Annotated in this window: 13 protein-coding genes; 4 read left to right on the forward strand and 9 right to left on the reverse strand. The window is 40.0% G+C overall.

The genetic code is table 11. From position 1 onward, the window contains the following. Positions 1-248 precede the first annotated feature (248 nt). Entirely contained in the window at positions 249-2,219 is a 1,971-nt protein-coding gene (locus tag G8761_RS11995; protein WP_166026937.1) for a S9 family peptidase, read from the forward strand. Positions 2,220-3,650: 1,431 nt separating this feature from the next. Here G8761_RS11995 and G8761_RS12000 read toward each other — a convergent pair. From G8761_RS12000 to G8761_RS12010, 3 genes are read right to left on the reverse strand one after another with little or no spacing between them, the layout of a single operon-like run. Next, on the reverse strand, positions 3,651-5,276 hold the full coding sequence (locus tag G8761_RS12000) for a PhnE/PtxC family ABC transporter permease (protein WP_166026939.1): 1,626 nt from the start codon (positions 5,274-5,276) through the stop codon (positions 3,651-3,653). Position 5,277: 1 nt separating this feature from the next. Beyond that, positions 5,278-6,027, reverse strand: a complete 750-nt coding sequence (locus tag G8761_RS12005; RefSeq protein ID WP_166026941.1) for a phosphonate ABC transporter ATP-binding protein — start codon at positions 6,025-6,027, stop codon at positions 5,278-5,280. Positions 6,028-6,040: 13 nt separating this feature from the next. Next, the gene (locus G8761_RS12010; RefSeq protein WP_166026943.1) at positions 6,041-6,943 is read right to left on the reverse strand and encodes a putative selenate ABC transporter substrate-binding protein; all 903 of its coding nucleotides are present in this window, start codon (positions 6,941-6,943) and stop codon (positions 6,041-6,043) included. Between the two features lie 1,243 nt (positions 6,944-8,186). Here G8761_RS12010 and G8761_RS12015 point away from each other — a divergent pair. From G8761_RS12015 to G8761_RS12025, 3 genes are all read left to right on the forward strand, one after another. Further along, complete coding sequence (locus tag G8761_RS12015; RefSeq protein ID WP_166026945.1) at positions 8,187-9,017, forward strand: alpha/beta hydrolase; 831 nt, start codon at positions 8,187-8,189, stop codon at positions 9,015-9,017. Between the two features lie 152 nt (positions 9,018-9,169). After that, positions 9,170-10,339 carry an ATP-grasp domain-containing protein gene (locus tag G8761_RS12020; protein ID WP_166026947.1) on the forward strand — a complete coding sequence of 390 codons (1,170 nt, stop codon included), beginning with the start codon at positions 9,170-9,172 and terminating at the stop codon, positions 10,337-10,339. Between the two features lie 17 nt (positions 10,340-10,356). Continuing rightward, complete coding sequence (locus G8761_RS12025; RefSeq protein ID WP_166026949.1) at positions 10,357-11,094, forward strand: esterase family protein; 738 nt, start codon at positions 10,357-10,359, stop codon at positions 11,092-11,094. 935 nt (positions 11,095-12,029) lie between these two features. Here G8761_RS12025 and G8761_RS12030 read toward each other — a convergent pair. Genes G8761_RS12030 through G8761_RS12055 form a run of 6 tightly spaced genes read right to left on the reverse strand, consistent with a single transcriptional unit; the run spans position 12,030 to position 18,896 of the window. Then, the gene (locus G8761_RS12030) at positions 12,030-13,661 is read right to left on the reverse strand and encodes an ABC transporter substrate-binding protein (RefSeq protein ID WP_166026951.1); all 1,632 of its coding nucleotides are present in this window, start codon (positions 13,659-13,661) and stop codon (positions 12,030-12,032) included. Between the two features lie 36 nt (positions 13,662-13,697). Then, entirely contained in the window at positions 13,698-14,630 is a 933-nt protein-coding gene (opp4C, locus tag G8761_RS12035; protein ID WP_166026952.1) for an oligopeptide ABC transporter permease, read from the reverse strand. Between the two features lie 21 nt (positions 14,631-14,651). Continuing rightward, the gene (locus tag G8761_RS12040; RefSeq protein WP_166026954.1) at positions 14,652-15,602 is read right to left on the reverse strand and encodes an ABC transporter permease; all 951 of its coding nucleotides are present in this window, start codon (positions 15,600-15,602) and stop codon (positions 14,652-14,654) included. Positions 15,603-15,624: 22 nt separating this feature from the next. After that, positions 15,625-16,644: an ABC transporter ATP-binding protein gene (locus tag G8761_RS12045; protein ID WP_166026956.1), complete on the reverse strand. Its 1,020-nt coding sequence runs from the start codon at positions 16,642-16,644 to the stop codon at positions 15,625-15,627. Next, on the reverse strand, positions 16,641-17,663 hold the full coding sequence (locus G8761_RS12050; protein WP_166026958.1) for an ABC transporter ATP-binding protein: 1,023 nt from the start codon (positions 17,661-17,663) through the stop codon (positions 16,641-16,643). The genes G8761_RS12045 and G8761_RS12050 overlap by 4 nt, the downstream gene beginning before the upstream one ends. A 24-nt stretch (positions 17,664-17,687) precedes the next feature. Then, on the reverse strand, positions 17,688-18,896 hold the full coding sequence (locus G8761_RS12055) for a M20 family metallopeptidase (protein WP_166026960.1): 1,209 nt from the start codon (positions 18,894-18,896) through the stop codon (positions 17,688-17,690). Positions 18,897-18,997 lie beyond the last annotated feature (101 nt).

Genomic DNA, 18,997 nt, shown 5'->3' on the forward strand with positions numbered 1-18,997 from the left:
TGATGGGGTATTGAAAAAATGAAGCTGGTCATTGGTTTACTATTAACCTGAAGGATCAGCTTCTTTCTTTTCATATGCTCGTTACAGGTGAGGGTGATATTGACCCTGCCTATGTTGAAGAAGAACCCGATCAAAAACTAGGGACAATTTCCACTGAGAGAGATAACTTTGAAAAAAGCATCATTTGAAGATGAATATAAACTATCATTAATTGTTTTAATATACCTTAAGCATAGGAGGATATCCAAATGAGTAAACGCTTATTAGAAGCAGAAGATTTGGCAAGATTACAGTTTGTCGGTGATCCGCAGGTTTCTCCTCAAAAAGATCGAGTTGCTTATGTTTTAACAAAAATGGATTTCGAAAAAGATGGTTATTCTTCTTCTATCTATATTAGTGAATTTGATGGAAGTCAAGTTCGTTTTACTAATCATGATGATGAAAAAAGGTTAATAAAAGATTTTTCACCGAATTGGTCTCCAGATGGAAAATTCATCACTTTTATATCCAATTTAACTGGATGTAACCAGGTATGGATACGTCCAATATCAGATGACCATGAAGCAACACCATTAACCAATCTAAAAGGGAATGTTGTAGAGTATAAATGGTCTCCGGATGGAACCAAACTTGCTTTAACTGTTCAAGAACCACCGGAGGAAAATGATAGTGATGTAATCGTCGTTACTCGGCTGAGATATAAATTAGACGGAGTAAGTGATTTTCTAAATACACGTAAACACATATACTTGTTTAATCTTGAAACAAAAGAAAGCTCAAAACTCACCGAGGGAGAATTTGACTTTTATGGCCCATCTTTTTCTCCCGATGGGCAAACCCTTTATTATTTGGGCACGACAGATGAATTTCAAGAAATAGAATATATTCCTTCTATATGGCAGTATGATTTTACCAAAATGGAAAGTTCATTGTTCCATCAAGGAAAAGGACCTATTACTGCATTATCACCTTCTCCAGATGGGAAATGGGTTGCGTTTATCGGTCATGATCATGGTGAGTGCTATTCAAAGAATGTAGATGTTTGGGCGATTTCGACAGCCAGTAAGGAAGTTGTTAATTTGGGCCATACATTGAATCGAACCGTTGACAATCCAGTAAGGGTTGATGCTTCTTATGACACTGGGGCACAAAAGGTCATTTGGGATCAGGGCAGCTCAAGTCTATATTTTACAGCAACAGACCAAGGCAGCATTCAATTGTATAGAGCAACACTCGAAGGTGAAGTATCAGAACCATTATCTGGGAGTAAACATACGATTACCTCTTTTACGATGATAGATGATGAAAAGGCAATACTCGTACAAGCACATAGTCATTCAACTGGCGATCTTGTCCTTCAAAATATAAACGAAAAAAAGGATAAAAAGAACTTAACCGATTGGAATGATACGTTATTTAGTGAAATCAGTTTAAGCACTCCTGAACATATTATTTTTACAGGTGAAGATGGGTTAGAATTTGAAGGTTGGATTTTGCATCCTACTCTTCGAAAGGAAGGGGAGAAACAACCTCTTGTTTTACAAATTCATGGTGGCCCTCATTCAGCCTATGGATATGGTTTTCAGCATGAATGGCAGCTAATGGCTGCTCGTGGATATGCCGTTCTCTATACAAATCCTCGTGGTAGCCAAGGTTATGGAGAAGATTTTATGAAACGAGTAGTTGGTGACTGGGGTGGAGAGGACTATAAGGACCAAATGACAGCGGTTGATTATGTATTGAAAAAATACGACTATATTGATCGCAATGAGTTATTTGTAACAGGAATAAGCTATGGTGGTTATATGACCAATATCATTACTACCAGAACAGACCGCTTTAAAGCGGCGGCCACACAAAATTCCGTTACCAACCTCTACAGTATGTATGGTACAAGTGACATCGGATTTTATTTTAATGGGGCGCAATTAGGTGGGGCGGATATGTGGGAGGATGAAGAAATTATCATGAAATATTCACCCATCCGTTATGTAAGGAATGTAAAGACACCAACACTGATTTTGCATAGTGAAAATGATTACCGCTGTCCAATGGAACAAGGAGAACAATGGTATATCGCTCTACGCAGATTAGGAGTGAAAACGAAATTCGTTCGTTTTCCTTCTGAAAGTCATGGAATCTCATCAAAAGGAAAACCGAAGCATCGTCTTGAACGATTAAACCATTTAATCGGTTGGTTTGAAGAACACAGAGAGTAAAGTAAATGGGTGTAAAAGACTTAATAATTTTTAAAAAATGACCACAATCGAACAAGACTGTTCATTTCCATTTTTTATAACTGTGCTATCATGGAGATCCGGTGAAATATTATTTTTCAATAAAAATTCGGTTACTCCATGAAAAGTGTCACAAGCATATCACCTGATATCAACAGTATTTTTGATTCCTAAATTGATATCGTGGTACATGTAAATATCCTAAAACCTGTGAGCATCGATGACGGTATGTCGGTTACGGACAAACTAAGCAGTGTTCAAACCGATTATCAAGATGCGCAAACCGCTAAAGATGAGTTGGAAAATCTGATAAAGTAACTTCTGGATCTGCCCGTATTGGGCGGTCTTTTTTTTATGTAAAAACGAGTGATTCATAATAATGTAATGTAAAGTTCGATTTTAAAATGATTTTAGTATCCCTCAGTAGGGTTCCTCTGATTCTATCTAGAATATAAATTGTATAAAGGTAGGGACTGATATTTTTGAAAATGAATTATCTCAAAAGTTGGATATTCTAAAGCATTATTTAAATGACTCCTCATATACAGTGGAATTCACCGCAGGCATGTCCACCGAAGCGGGATTGCCTGACTTTTCGGCTTGTTTGAAAAGAACATCCAAGTCATCTCCATGAAGAGGGAACATCGAGACTTAATAGAAAAAGTAGATAATTTCATGCATTACAATATTATCGAGCGAAATTTCCAACATTTTCAGAGCCAGAAAAACTAATGGCTGTGCCAACTGCATTTTCAACGAAGAACAAAAGGAAGGAAGACGTTCGTATTGCCATGGCTGGGACTACTGAAGATGTCCAATACAACTGGGAAAACCCGTGTTTCTGGCTTACCAACGGAAAAGCATTCCAAGGTTATAATTACTTTAATCCCAATTAAGTAAAACATTAACATGTATCACAGAAGCGGTTATTTCCCGCCAGAAGAAAGACAAGATGACTATGCCGGATTCAATCGAAGCGAATTGCGGAAACATGTTCAAAGTCTGGTGGAGAAGTGAATAAATAAGAGCCTAATCTTAGTGTGATAAGGCCCCTTAGTCATAGATTCAATTGTTCTTAAGTCCATTACAGTAATCGAATCAAACGCCACTTTCGATGATATCCAGGGCGCGAAATATGGGACAAAGGATACAGAATTTAGTCTCCGCGCTGAAAGAAACGGAACAGGAGATGAAGGTATCTACACGATTACCTATGAAATAACAGATAAAGCCGGGAACAAAACAGAAGCCAAAGTAACTGTTACCGTTCCAAAAGGTAATAAATAAGTCAGGCTTGAAGGTTATCGCTAACGCGGTGGCCTTTTTTTATCTCTGTATACTTTAATCAACTGAAAATGCTTTGATTTTATTATATTTAGAAACAAAAAGAGCCTGTTCCTGGAACAAGCTCTTTTATTTCACCGCTTTTCTGGTGCTTTCGGATGCAAAATCTGCGATAACGACGAGAACCATGTAACAAATCAAAAGCAGTGTTAGATTGGTATATTGGAAGTAACTCATACTCAATTTAAACTGCATTCCCAAACCTCCGGCACCGACAAAACCTACAACAATGGTCGTCCGCATAATGACTTCCCAGCGGTATAAAATGTAGGTTAAAAACCTTGGTAATACTCTTGGAAGAATGCCATAGTAAAATGACTGCAATCGTGAAGCGCCCGATGAAGACAGATTACGGATTGGACGGGAATCCATATCCTCAATGACCTCAGCCCAGAGCTTTCCGAGAATTCCGAAGTTGTGAAGAGCAAGGGCAATGGCACCTGGTAATAAACCCGGCTTAAACAGGAAGATAATCATCATTGCCCATACTAACTCAGGAACAGAGCGGGAAAAAATATATAGAACCCGGACAACTCCGAATAGTATCCAGTTATACCATCGCTTTGTTAAGGTTAAGTCCCCGTTGGCGATATTTCTTGCTGCAGGGAGGACGGTAATAAATGCTGCGATTGTGGAAAAACCAATTGCCATAATACTCATCTCAAGTGTTTCAATGGTGAGCTTTAAGGCACTACTCCAGTTTTCTTTATCAAAGAAGGCGGGATGGGGGTTGCCTACACCAAACATACCGCCAAAAAACCGCTGTGCATATTGAATATTTTTATCAGAAAAAAGTTCAAGGAAATGAACGTCTTCTGTTACATAAACCCATGAAAAAATAATTAAAACAACAGAGAGAAGAGTGGAGAGCCAGCCAATACTGATTCCTTTCACCCGTTTTCTCTCCACCAAGCCCCGGCGGACAAGATTACTCCACCCGTCAATTAATAGGACCAGGACTATAAGAAAATAAATATAAGACCAAACCTGGTTGTATTTTAAATCTGCCAATGATAATTGTATCTGATAACCCAGTCCGCCTAATCCTACAAAGCTCATAATGGCAGAGGAACGAATGGAGCATTCAAAGCGGTACATAGTATAGCTGATCATATCAGCCCAAACTAAAGGCAAATAGCCGTAAATAAGAATTTGTAATTTAGATGCTCCGGCAGCTTTTAATGCCATAATCGGCTCTTGCGGAACATCATTCAGCATATCAGCAAAAATCCTGCCCAGAATTCCGCCATATGGAATAGCCAAAGCGAGGATAGCTGCATAAGGGGAAAGACCGATTGCCGCAACAAAAAGCCATGCCCAAATTAATTCATGAATGGCCCGTGTAAAGCCAAGAATACCGCGGAAAAATATTTTTGAAGTTAGTCTTGATACTGTTTTGGAAGTAAGTGTACCGGACGCCAGAATTCCGACGATAAAGGCATAAAGAATGGCTAGAGACATTCCGGTAACAGCATAGGCAAGAGTAATCCACGCGGCTTTCAAACCAAGAGCCAATATCTCAGCTGTCAAATCCGGTCTGATTACACCTTTTAGTATTTGCAGCATGGTGGGCCAGCCGCCAGTGTGCAACAAATCAGAATTCCAGTGGACGGAGAATAAACTCCATACAAAAATAGCGATCAAAAATACCGATAAAATAAACCTTTTTGGCAAGAGAACAGCAGAATTCTTCATGTTACGCTTTCTCCTTTAAAAGGTAAAGCTCTGCTAAAAGGTCATCGGTAACTTGTTCAGTTGGCAAATCAAAAAATATCGCACCATTCTTAATCCCAATGATTCTCGTGAAATATTTGCGGGCATATTCAACAGAGTGGAGGCTGGTGATTAGCGTTTGCCGGTTCTCTGAAACGAGATTCACCAGCATGGCTAACACATCATCTGCCCTCGCAGGATCCAGCGAAGCCACGGGCTCATCAGCCAAAATAATTTCCGGATTTTGTACCAGCAAACGCGCCATTGCAACACGCTGCTGTTCACCGCCTGACAGATTAGCGGTACTTTCATACGATTTATCGGCTAAACCTACTCGGCTCAACGCCTCCATTGCTAATCCTTTTTCCTGTGGAACAAGTAGGGAAATCAATGATTTAACCAATCCCCATTCTGCAAGTCTCCCAGCAAGAACATTGTGCATCACTGCAAGGGGGCCTATTAGATCAAATTGCTGACGGATCACACCGACTTTTTTAGCCAATAGCTTACCACGATAAGAAGGAAGGGGATTTTGGTCAATCAGAAGCTCTCCACTTTCAAGTGGAACTAACCCTGCTATGGTATTTAGCAGGGTAGTTTTCCCAGCTCCGCTAGGTCCAATTAACGCCACTATTTCTCCGTGGTGAATGGTAAAAGAAAGGGAAGATAATGCTATCTTCCGCTCAAAGTGTTTCGTTATATTTTTTGCTTCAATAATGGTCTTTGAAGACATTTCTAAACACCTTCTACTGTATCATCTTTAATGCTTTTGCTACCTTTTCGATTTTAGCATAATTAGAATTCTTCGTTTCAACAAATTTATCTGTCTGGAAGAAATCGGTAATTTCTTTTTGCTGTGTTGTGATGGATAAAACGGCATCCTTCACTTTTTTATCTGCACCTTTACCAAAAACGTCATTTACATTGCTGTTAAGTGTCCAGTTATAGTCGTAGAAAGAAGGAGTTGTATAGAAAACTTTTACTTTATTTGGATCAACTTTGTGGTCTTTCACAGCTGTCTGCCATACTGCTTCATTTAAAGCACCAGCTTTGAAGGCACCAGACTCAACTAATTTATAGGTTGTATCATGAGAGCCAGAAAAGTTTGGTTTACCGTCAAAATCTTTATTGGCATCAATGCCAGCTTGCATTAGATAATAGCGGGGCATTAAGTGGCCAGATGTAGAGCTTTCACTTCCAAATGTGAACGATTTGCCTTTTAAATCTTCAAGCTTATTAATGCCAGATGAAGGCTGTGTAATGAATACTGAGTGGAATTGTGAGTCACGTGGTCGCTGAGCGAATGAATCTGCATCAGGAACAAGAGCTCTCGCTTGTACACTTGTTAGTCCGCCAAACCATGCCATATGAATTTCACCACGCTGGAAAGCAGTTACGAGCGCTGCATAATCAACAGACGGAACAAATTCAACCTTCATGCCTGTTTTTTCACTTAAGTATTTAGCAACAGCAGTCATGCCTTTACTTAGGTCAGCTGCATTTTGGTCTGGAATTGCTCCTATTTTAAACACTTCCTGTGTTTTTGCTTCTTTCTTTTCTTTGCCAGTCTTTTTATCATTCTGTCCGCTGCAAGCAGCTAAGGAGAAAACAAGAACAGCTAAAATGATAATTGAAACCCATTTTTTCATAATTTTGCACCTCAATTAAATATCGATTTTTTTCTTACTGCTCTATTTTACTCTAAAAAATTATTCAAGCAAAATAAAATATAAAACTTTTATATATTAATCATAAATATTTTTTATAAATCTCGCAAAAAAAAAGACCCTTACGTACCAATTTATTAACTTCAACATGCCTTTTGTTAAGCAACTTCAGTAAAAAAGAGATAACTACTCTACGGTCCAGAAAAAATTTATAGCTGAGTACGATGTTCAAAAACTTTAGTTGTACATTGATTCTCCGTTTGAAAAACAGGCATATGAATAGTTTAGGAACCTAGGCAGGTGAGTTCTACCTAAAATCCTAACTTGAGGTTATTGGTAAGCTATTGTGCACTAATAAAAGCGTAGAGGATATAACCGATTGCGGACATTAGAATCTGAAACAATATTTGATTCAGCAAAATTATTGAGATGGAGATAGAAAATAAGGAAACCTTGGCTGTGTCTGGAGTCCACGAAGACGGCTAAGGCTCTCTGATAAAAGCAAACTATGTACCACCCAGGGGTGGATGGTACAAGATAATTTTACCAGTATAACAAGATGTTTAGGTAACGTTCGTATTAGACCTAATGGTGCTAACGTGGCAGGTTAGCGAAAGAAGGAATAATTTATTTCTGTATCGAATGAAAATATTGTTAAAACCAAAGGGAGATGTGTAGGGTGAGCGCACGCTGGAAGGTAGAGCGATAGCAAAACTACGGGAGGACTTTCACAATGGTAGGCCAGCAATGTTTACAAATGCACAAATAGTGTATGCTCTCTCTTCTTAAGATACACTCATACAAGCAAGTTGAAGGTATGACAGTATATCAAAAAGCACTTTAATAAGGTCAAAACGGCGGCAGTCGGTGAAGTGAAACCGGCTCTTTTTTATGTTTAGAATTGAGAATGATGGAAAAGATTATTATTAATCCTGAAATGTATCATCCCTTTTTAAAGAAATTCTATTATGCTCTAACGGTAAGATTAGTTGAACTAGAAATGTTAAAATAAAGAAAAATCTTAAAGTTCAACATCTTCAGAAGTACCACAAGCGAGAGATAATATCAATGGTGTTTGGCTGGCAAAAGGAAAACAGGATGGGTTAATAGCACTTGGTATTTAATAATGGGCAATTAACAGTCAATTACGTGCCTATCAATCAACTAATTTTCAAGATATTGATTAGTATATTTAATTTAATATCAAAGGAGTGAGGAAGATAAAATGAATCAATCCTATTTTTATTTAAAACTAGAAACACATCATTTACATATGTCCTATAAAAATGAAGAACGTCGCCTGCGTGTATTGTTGCCGAAAAATTATGATATAGATGAGGCTGAAAGTTATCCGGTCGTCTATATGCATGATGGACAAAATGTTTTCTACAGTAGTGAATCTTATAGCGGGTTTTCATGGAAAGTAATTCCGGCAATTAAACAAAACCCCGATTTACCGAGGATGATTGTGGTTGGGATAGATAACGGTGGACAAGAACGAATTAATGAATATACGCCTTGGAAAATTACTGAAAGCCCGCTTCCTGAAGATTTTGAGCTAGGCGGAAGAGGCGCGGAGTTTGCTGAGTTTGTCATGACAGTCGTGAAGCCGTTTATCGACCTGCATTACCGAACTAAGTCAGATAAGTTTCATACAGCGATGATTGGCAGTTCACTTGGAGGTAATATTTCGGCTTTTATGGGGATTGAATATAAAGATCAAATTGGTGGGTTAGGTATTTTTTCTTTAGCCAATTGGATTACAAGTAAAGCCTTTGACAGTTATATTGCTAGAAAAGAGTTGGATCCTGAACAACGTGTGTACATTCAAGTTGGGACTCAGGAAGGTGATGATACCGATCGAAAATTTATGTATGGTAATATGAAGCAGGCATATATCGATGGCTCGCTTAAGTATTATAAACAACTAGTAAAAGCCTCTGTTCCAATTGATAGCATTCTTTTCAATATTTTTGCGGATGAAGAACATAATGAAAAAGCTTGGGCAAAACACTTACCAGAATGTTTACGTTTCTTAAGTGAGAAGTGGTCTTGAACAAACTGAATAATTATATATCTTTGATAGTGGGAGGAAACTCTCACTCTTTTTTTTTGAATATTTTTGAATTTAAATTGATTTAAAATTTAAATGATTGTATCATTTGTAAAAACTATGATTCTTTGATTATGAGAAAGGAGCCTTTTTTTATGAATTATATTTTGATATCACCCTATTATCCAGGTAATTTTCAGCCATTTGCTCATCGTTTAAAAAAAGCAGGTGTCAATGTTTTAGGAATTGGCGAAGAGCCATATAACCAATTAGGTTCCGAATTACAAAACTCATTAACTGAATATTATCGTGTGAATAATTTAGAAGATATTGATGAAGTGAAACGTGCTGTTGCATTTTTATTTTATAAACATGGTCCAATTGACCGTATTGAATCCAATAACGAGCACTGGTTAGAACTTGATGCGCAGTTGCGTGAGCAATTTAACGTGTACGGCAATAAAACGAATGACTTGAAAAAAGTTAAGTATAAATCTGAAATGAAGAAGCTGTTTAAAGAAGCAGATGTGCCTGTTGTAGAAGGAAGAATCGTTAAAACTAAAAAGGAGTTAGCTAAAGCCATTGATGAATTAGGACTGCCAGTTATCGCTAAACCGGATAATGGAGTGGGATCAACTGCAACCTTTAAACTAAATTCAGAAGAGGATGTACGTCATTTTGAAGAAGTTTGGGGAGAAGCACAAGTGTACTTCCTAGAACCATTTGTCGAAGGAGGCGTGCTTTGTACATTTGATGGTTTAGTGGATCAGAAAGGGAACATTGTTTTCCAAACAAGCTTTACATATAATGTGCCAACTCTGGAACTCGTTAAGGGTCAGTTGGATTTAGCTTATGTGATTCAAAATGAAATTGATCCAAAGCTCGAAACGTATGGAAAGGCAATCGTAAAAGCTTTTGGAATGAAAGAACGCTTTTTCCATATTGAGTTTTTTAAATTAGAAAATGGGGATTATGTTGCACTTGAATACAATAATCGCTTGGCTGGCGGCTACACGGTTGATATGTACAATTTCGCGTACTCCATTGATTTATTTGCTCAGTATGCTTCTCTTGTGACAGGAGGAGAATTTAAGGAACCCGAGGCAGAAAACCAGTTTTGTGTCGGTGTAACACAGCGTGATGCGTATGAGTATAAGCATGATAAGAATGCTATTTATGAACGATTTGGCGCTCGTGTGAAGTCTGGACAGCGCATTCCAGATGCGTTTGCGAACCTCCAAGGAAATCAATTTTATGCGATTAATGCAGATTCTCCAGAAGAAGTCGATGAAATTATCCGTTTTGTACATGAACGAAAAAGTTAGGGAAAGGAGATTTTTCTATGCATATAGAACAGTTAAACCATTGGAGTGGCGAATTAGGACGTGAAATGCTGTTGAACAGATATGGACACGGTGGCATGCCAATCGTAGTTTTTCCTTCATCTGGAGGGACGCATACTGAATACTATGATTTTGGAATGATTGATGTGTGTCATGACTTTATTGAATCCGGAAAAGTTCAGTTTTTTACATTGGCCAGTATAGATAGCGAAAGTTGGCTGCACGACTCAAAACCGGCGCATGACCGTGCATTAGCTCATGAAGCATATGACCGTTATGTGATTTCAGAAGCTATTCCATTTATTAAACATAAAACAGGCTGGTCTGATCCGATGATGACAACGGGGTGTAGCATGGGGGCATATCATGCGTTGAACTTTTTCCTGAGACATCCGGATGTCTTCCAAACAACCGTTGCACTAAGCGGTGTTTACGATGTGCGTTTCTTTTTTGGGGATTACGGAAATGATCCGCTTGTATACCAAAATTCACCGAGTGATTACATATGGAATCAAAATGACGGCTGGTTTATTGATCGATATCGTTCAGCAGATATCATTATTTGTACCGGGCGGGGTGATTGGGAACAGGATGGGCTGGCTTCATACTTTACATTAAAAGAAGCCTTTGAAGAAAAACAAATTCCAGCATGGTTTGATGAGTGGGGCGAAGATGTTTCGCATGATTGGATTTGGTGGCGGCGCCAAATCCCGTATTATTTAGGGAAATTATTTTAAGAAAATTTCAAAAAAAACATCAGTACAGTTGAGTCGCTGGTTTTTTTTAGTCAATTGAATAGTTTAACGCTTTTGAGAGAACAGGGGACAGTTGTAACGAAGGATGTACCGAAGAATACGGTTGTTGCAGGCATGCCATTAACTGATTACTTCATTCTATTATTAACTGGGCTGTTGCCTCAATCGGGTCTTTTTATGTAAGGTTAGTTCTTGATGGTGTTCGAAAGATACCGAGCCATCATAACTTAGGGAGAACAAAACTGTTTGTGCTGCATGTGGTGCCATGCTTGGTGCCCAAATTTTTAAAATTAGAAATCACAAGAAAACACTAGAGAGCAAGAAACCCAGATTTATCAGTACTTTTGAGCACATAAAGATACTAGAAAAACAGATGCCAGCAAACTTCAAAACCGCATGACGCCTGCGTGCCAGGTCAGGTGGGTTCGATTCCCACACAGTCCCGCCAACGTAATTAGTAAATCCAGTAACCGCATTGGTTCACGGTGTTTAAATGTTGTTATAGGACGTTAATTTTAACGGTAACACCCCGACATATTTTGATGATTTTAGCGAATATGTTGGTAAATGTTTAAGGGAAACCGTGTGTACTAATAACTGTTTTGGGTACTGATTAACCTTATATAATGCATTTAAAGCCTGCTATTAACGTTAAGTACATAAAACGTTACTAGGAGGTTTCTTTATGACAGGACGAATATTAAGGCAACAAGGCATCTCGCGTACGTCAGTTAGTAGGGAAGAGGAAGGTTTCCAATCTCGGAAAGAAAACAGCATTTATCGGCAAAGTGGGAAATGACCAATTTGTCTATACGTTAAAAACCGCTTTTGAAGGAATGGGTATCAATAGAATTCTATTAAAAACAGAGGCCAATCGCAAAGATGGCCTCTGTTTATTTAATATTGCTTATCTATCATTACTGTGCTCCGTCAACATCCCAATTTTGGATTCCATCATGGAAACCTGAAATTTTTGGTTCTCCATTCGTTACCTTATTGGAAATGGCATCAAAGTCGCTGTCGGAGTAGAGGGTAATAATTGGCATATCTTGCTCCCAAATTTTTTGGAGTTGGGAGTAAATTTCTTTTCTTTTTGTAGGGTCTGCTTCTTCTTTACCCTTTGCCAGCAGTTCATCTGATTGTGGATTATTGTAACGCATGAAATTGTAAGACCCAACTTTACCATATAGATTTGACATATCCGGATCAAAGGTGAACGTAAAGCCCATTAATAATAAGTCAAAATCTCCGGCTTTCCCTTTTTGCATGATGGTAGGGAAGTCGAAAGTCGATACTTTCACTTTAACCCCTGCTGCCTGAAGGTCCTGGGTAATAAGGTCAGCGGATTGCTCACGAACCTTGTTGCCAATCGGAACGACTAAATTAAGAGTTTTATTAAAATCCCAGCCCGCATCCTTCAGCATTTGCTTCGCTTTTTCAGAATCATACTTGATGATATTCGTACTCTTATCAAGATATGGATTGATAGAAGTGTACGGACCGTCCACAACTTCCCCATATCCTTTTAGAAGCTTATCGACGATTTTGGAACGGTTTAGAGCAAAGGCAAGTGCCTGACGCACTTTGGCATCTTTTATTTTCGTCGTGTTGAACATCATCGTTTGGAACCCGATGGTTGGTTCCACTTTCGTTCTTACATTCTTTAATTGCTTGACACGATCAAAGTCTTCCGGCGGAATTTTCCCAATTCCAATTCCCACGTTCATATGAAGTTCTCCTGTTTGCAGCTGTGCGGCAAGGTTCGGAGCCTGCATGATTTTTATATACATGTTATCGACCTTTGGTTTGCCAAGGTAATAATCCGGGTTGGCAGCAAGCTGTACATCTTGGTCCTTATTGTAGACGACAAACTTAAATGGCCCGTCTGTTACAGTTGGCTTTAAGAAGAATGGGTCCTTTGCAAGGTCTTCCGGTTTAATTTTTTCCAATACATGCTTTGGCAGTGTCATAAATTTGGTGCCCAATTGTTCCTTAATCATATTAGGGTCAACCGGTGACTTTGTTTTAAATTGAATCGTGTTTTGATCGACCACTTTAACGGAAGGAATGGACGTTACACCATCCGGCAGCTTGCCCTTGACATCAAGACCGTCCAACATGGAAATATAGGAGCCAATTGTGGTTTCCACCTTTGGATTTGCTACTAAATTCATCGTAAAGAGTACATCATCAGCTGTTACAGGCTGACCATCAGACCATTTTGCATTCTTGTTAAGTTTGATCGTGAACGTTTGATTGTCCGACGATTCAAACGAATCAGCAAGTTTTGGGTCGAACTTTTGCGCGGCAGGCATTTCTAAAAACGGTTCGAAAATGAAATGGTCAACAAAGGTTGATGCCACATCGGGTGAGTTGACAGGGCTGAAGTTGATTGGCGGATTGACCATCCCCAGGAACATTGTTTTTGGACCAGATGATTTTCCTCCGCTTGCATTACCTGTCGTTTTTGTAGATTGTCCGCTACAAGCTGCCAGCATTAACATAGAAGAAATGACTCCTGCACCAACTACTTTTTTAACGTTTTTCATACATTACCCCCTGAAGTTTTTATATTATTAATAGAACTACCTTAGACTCTTTGGATCCATAGCATCCCTTAATCCGTCTCCCATGAAATTAATCGAGAGAACAGACAGTAGAATCATGATTCCTGGCGGTACCCAAAGCCAGGGCTGAGAGGCAAGGACGGACAACGATTGGGCATCCTTTAGCATATTTCCCCAGCTGGCTGTTGGAGGCTGAACTCCCATACCCAGGAAGCTTAAACTCGCCTCCGTAATAATGGCAGCGGCAATACCAAATGTGGCATTGACCAGGATCGGACCTAAACAGTTTGGCAAAATATGCTGAAAAACCAATCTTGGTGCGGAGTAGCCAAGTGCCACCCCCGCCTTTATATAATCCATTTGCTTGATGGAAAGAACACTTCCGCGAACAATCCTCGCTATTCCTGGCCAGCCTAAGAGACCGAGCACGACGATAATGTTAAAAAGGCTGGGACCCATAATACTGACTAGAACAAGGATGACCATTAAATAAGGAAACGACATAAACACATCTGTAATCCGCATAATTATCATATCGACCCATTTTCCAAAATACCCGGCAATTGCACCCAAGATCGTCCCAATGGCTACATAAATCGCCACTGCACCGATTCCAACGGAAAGGGAAACCCTCGATCCATAAATCAGACGGCTGAATAAATCCCTTCCTACCTGGTCTGTTCCTAGCATATATTTGGAAGAAGGCGCTGCGGAAAATTGATCCGTTATCGCATATGGGCTCCTAGGCGCAAGAAGGGGCGCAAGGATTGCCATTAATAGAATCAAAGTGAAAACAATTAGTCCCAAAACCGCTAATTTGTGTTTGAAAAAGCGCTTCGTGATTACGCGCAGATAGCTTTCCTCTTCCCCTAATTCCTCAATAGGGGCCAATGGAATCTGCTGTTCAAATGAAACGGCTTGATCGTCCAGCTTGACGTTGGCCATTGACATTTTTTATTCCTCCTTCCGTTGTTAATTGTATTTAATCCTTGGATCTGCTACCGAATAAAGAACATCTGTAATCAGATTCGACAAGAGCACGGCTACAGCCGCCATTAGATTCATGGCCATTAAGGTCGGATAGTCCCGGGAGCCAATCGATTGAATCGTTAATTGTCCTAATCCCGGCCATTGGAAGATTTGTTCGGTAACAACCGCTCCACCGATTAATAAAGGAATATCCATTCCGATGACCGTTATGATTGGAATCAGGGCGTTCCTAAGTGCATGTTTGTTGATAACAAAAAATTCCTTCAGGCCTTTTGAACGGGCTGTCCGTAAGTAGTCCTGTCCCAGTATCTCCAATACGCTTGACCTTACATAGCGGACCATACTTCCTGCTATACCAGTGCCTAAGACGAGTGCCGGCAAGATCAGGTGATTGAATGTATCGGCAAATCCTCCGGTTCCGCCCAATGTATTCATGCCGCCTGTCGGAAAAATTTGAAAAACAATCGAAAAAACATAAATGGCGCCTAATCCCAGAAAAAAGTGAGGTATGGAAATACCTAAAAACGAAAAGGAGGTAGACAGGTAATCCATCCAGGAATATTGGCGTGTTGCACTTAAAATGCCGATAGGGATTGCAATTAAATAAGCAATGATGATAGCTGTTCCCATTAAGAGAAGGGTTGGGCCAATTCGGTCGCTAATCATGCCAGTTACGGCTTGATGAGTCGAAAACGAAAATCCGAAATTACCATGGAGGATTCCGCTCAGCCAGCGTACATATTGCACATAAAGAGGGTCATTCAATCCCAATGCTTCCTTTTTTAAGGCAATATCAGCTGCGGTAGCATCTGGATTTATTTGCATTTCTACCGGGTTGCCGGGAGCCATATTCACAATCAAAAAGCTGAAAATGGTTACCCCAAAAAGTACCGGAAGCGCAATTAATATACGCCGAACAATATATTGAAACAAGTTAATCGCCCCCTTATCCTTTTTATGCCAGCGGAAAATGACATGCTACAGTATGTCCGCTGCCCATCAAATCAGGTGTTTTTTCACGGCAGATGCTTTGTGCCAGAGGACACCTTGTATGAAAGCTGCAGCCTTTAGGAGGGTTCGCTGGGTTTGGAACATCTCCTTCGACGACGACCCGGTTCCGGTTGCGAAGATGCGGATTCGGTACCGGATACGCACTGAGTAATATTTGTGTGTAAGGGTGTCTAGGATTTTTAAAAATTTCTTCCGTTGTCCCAAGCTCAACAATTTTGCCAAGATACATAACAGCGATTCGGTCGCTGATATATTTTACGGCACCAAGTCCGTGGGCAATAAATAGGTAGGTTAATTGAAACTTCTGTTGTAAGTCTTTTAATAAGTTCAGAACCTGTGCTTGAATGGATACATCAAGAGCTGAAACGGGCTCATCACAAACAATTAGTTTAGGATTCAGAATAAGGGCTCTTGCAATCCCGATTCTTTGCCGCTGACCGCCAGAAAATTCGTGAGGATAATGGTTGCGGTGGTGCTTGGTTAACCCGACAATTTCCAGTATGTCATCCACTTTACGGGTGACTTCACTTTTGTCAGCCAGTTTATGGACCAGCAAAGGTTCTGCTAATAAATCCCCAACCCGCTTACGAGGATTTAAGGACGAATAGGGATCTTGAAAAATAATTTGCAATTGGGGCCGCAGCTGCCGCAATTCTGTATTCGATAATGTTGATAAGTCCCTTCCTTGGAAAATGACTTTTCCTTCGGTAGGAGGATCAAGCTGGACGATAGCCTGTCCCGTTGTGGATTTGCCGCACCCTGATTCACCAACAAGGGAAATCGTTTCTCCGGGATAAATCGAGAAGTTCAAACCATCAACTGCTTTTACATGTCCAACCGTTTTAGATAGAATCCCTTTTTTAATAGGGTAATATTTTTTTAAGTTTTGAACTTCAATTAATGGTGTCCCTTGCCGAGGAGCATCTGCTTTTCGATCTGTTTCTAACGAAGTGGTACTACTCATGCATGAACCTCCCTTTGCGTATCAGCTAGTATTTGTTGATGCTGGTCTTCATAAAGCCAGCATCTCACTTTATGCTCATCATGTTGATTAATAGAAAGGAGTGGAGGTTTTTCGTTTTTACATTTTTCATTAGCAAATGGGCAACGTGTATGGAAACGGCAGCCTTTCGGCATGTGCTTCAGTGTTGGTACAGTTCCTGGAATGGAAGCGAGTCTTTCATGGCTGTCATATTCAAGGTGGGGAATAGATTCCATGAGTCCTTTTGTATAAGGATGTTTTGGTTCATCAAATAAGGCAAATACATCTGCTTCTTCAACAACCTGGCCTGCATACATCACGAGGACCTTATCTGCCATCTCAGCAATGACTCCTAAATCATGGGAGATCATCATGATGGCTGTATTGGATTCCTGACGAAGTTTCTTCATTAACTCAAGAATCTGGGCTTGAATGGTTACATCAAGAGCTGTCGTTGGTTCATCGGCAATTAACAATTTGGGTTTACAGGAGAGAGCCATTGCAATCATAACCCTTTGCCGCATACCGCCGGATAATTTATGCGGGTACTCATGAATGATTTCTTCCGCCCTTGGTATTCCGACTTTCTTCAGCATTTCAATCGCATACATTTTTGCTTCTTTTTTTGATAATTTCATATGAAGAAGGATTAATTCCATCATTTGATTTCCAATGGTAAAAACAGGATTCAACGAGGTCATTGGCTCCTGGAAAATCATAGAAATTTCATTCCCGCGAATATGTCTCATATGTGCTTCAGGCAGCTGGGCTAAATCATTTCCACCCAGTTTAATCGATCCCTTTTTTATATAACCGGATTTCCCGAGCAACCTCATAACGGACAGGGAGGTAACACTTTTCCCGCAGCCGGATTCACCTACAATTCCAATTGTTTCTCCCGGTTTTAAATTAAAAGTTACCTCATCGACTGAAATGACTTCCCCTTTATCATTTTTAAATGCGGTTTGAAGCTTTTCTACCTCTAATAGGTTGCTAGACAAAAGAACCACCCCCCGATTTAGTAATTAAATAGATGGCTGTGCGGCATTTTCCTCTACTTTTTCGACAATATAGTGGTAAACCAGGCTTAAAAATGCCTTTCCGGCGTACACCATTGCTTTTTCATCAATATCAAACTTCGGATGGTGATGGGGAGCAATAGCTCCTAATTCTTCATTGCGTGACCCGGTGAAAAAGAACATTCCAGGCCTTTCTCTTAAATAATAGGAAAAGTCCTCGCTTCCCATTATGGCTGGCATTTCAACAAGAGTACTTTCGCTGTGGCAGGCCTCCATAATCGTTTTAAACACTTCTGTTTCTTCTTCGTGGTTATAAACAGCAGGATATCCTTTTTTGTACATAATCTCGCATTCCGCATGCAGTGCACTGCAAATTCCCTTGACAATATTCTTTATTTCGCTTTCCATATGTTCTCTTACCGTTTCATCGAAGCTTCGGACAGTTCCTGTTAAGGTTGCAGTATCGGCAATGACATTATTAGCATTTCCTGCATGGAACGAGCCAACGGATAAAACAGCTGATTTTTGAGGATCAATCTGCCTGCTCACTATGTACTGAAGCTGATTAACAATTTGGCTGCCAATCGCAACGGCATCAACAGTTTCATGTGGGGAAGCGCCGTGTCCGCCTTTTCCCAGGATTTTTATTTCAAAAGCGTCGGCAGCAGCCATAGCAAATCCTTTTCGATAGAGGTAGGTTCCTGTTGGGGAACCTGATGATAAATGAGTTCCAAATACTACATCCACACCATCGAGGCATCCATCCTCAATCATCGCAATCGCACCGCCGGGAGATAACTCTTCAGCATGCTGATGAAGAAACACTACGTTTCCTGCAAGTTCACTGCGATTTTCGCTCAATACTTTGGCAACAGCCAGAAGTGTTGCAGTATGGCCGTCGTGGCCGCAAGCGTGCATCACTCCGGGTACTTTGGATTTATAAGGAACTTCTTTTTCATCCTGAATGGGAAGGGCATCAAAGTCAGCTCTTAAGGCAACGGTCTTTCCTGGTTTTCCGCCGCGGATCGTTCCAACCACACCTCGTCCTCCAACATTTGTACGTACTTCAATTCCATAGCCTTTTAAGATTTCTGCTATCATTTTTGGTGTTTCAACCTCTTGGAATGATAGCTCAGGGTTCTGATGCAAATGTCTTCTCCATTCCACTATTTGCCCATACGCCTCTTCTAACTGTGAATGCCAATCTATTAACATGTCCAAACCTCCAAATGTTTTTATCGGCCTTCTTCATAAAAAAGTTTCTGGAAAAACTATAGCATGTCCCATAGGAAAACTAATTTAGTATGGAAGATTTC

This window comes from Neobacillus terrae (assembly GCF_011393025.1).
GTDB lineage: Bacteria > Bacillota > Bacilli > Bacillales > Cytobacillaceae > Neobacillus_A > Neobacillus_A terrae.

Excerpts from the sequence above, each read along its gene's own strand:
- G8761_RS12055 (WP_166026960.1), bottom strand. The coding sequence starts at position 18,896 with ATGTTAATAGATTGGCATTCACAGTTAGAAGAGGCGTATGGGCAAATA.
- G8761_RS12020 (WP_166026947.1), top strand. The coding sequence starts at position 9,170 with ATGAATTATATTTTGATATCACCCTATTATCCAGGTAATTTTCAGCCA.
- G8761_RS12030 (WP_166026951.1), bottom strand. The coding sequence starts at position 13,661 with ATGAAAAACGTTAAAAAAGTAGTTGGTGCAGGAGTCATTTCTTCTATG.
- G8761_RS12005 (WP_166026941.1), bottom strand. The coding sequence starts at position 6,027 with ATGTCTTCAAAGACCATTATTGAAGCAAAAAATATAACGAAACACTTT.
- opp4C (WP_166026952.1), bottom strand. The coding sequence starts at position 14,630 with ATGTCAATGGCCAACGTCAAGCTGGACGATCAAGCCGTTTCATTTGAA.
- G8761_RS12010 (WP_166026943.1), bottom strand. The coding sequence starts at position 6,943 with ATGAAAAAATGGGTTTCAATTATCATTTTAGCTGTTCTTGTTTTCTCC.
- G8761_RS12015 (WP_166026945.1), top strand. The coding sequence starts at position 8,187 with ATGAATCAATCCTATTTTTATTTAAAACTAGAAACACATCATTTACAT.
- G8761_RS12045 (WP_166026956.1), bottom strand. The coding sequence starts at position 16,644 with ATGAGTAGTACCACTTCGTTAGAAACAGATCGAAAAGCAGATGCTCCT.
- G8761_RS12000 (WP_166026939.1), bottom strand. The coding sequence starts at position 5,276 with ATGAAGAATTCTGCTGTTCTCTTGCCAAAAAGGTTTATTTTATCGGTA.
- G8761_RS11995 (WP_166026937.1), top strand. The coding sequence starts at position 249 with ATGAGTAAACGCTTATTAGAAGCAGAAGATTTGGCAAGATTACAGTTT.
- G8761_RS12025 (WP_166026949.1), top strand. The coding sequence starts at position 10,357 with ATGCATATAGAACAGTTAAACCATTGGAGTGGCGAATTAGGACGTGAA.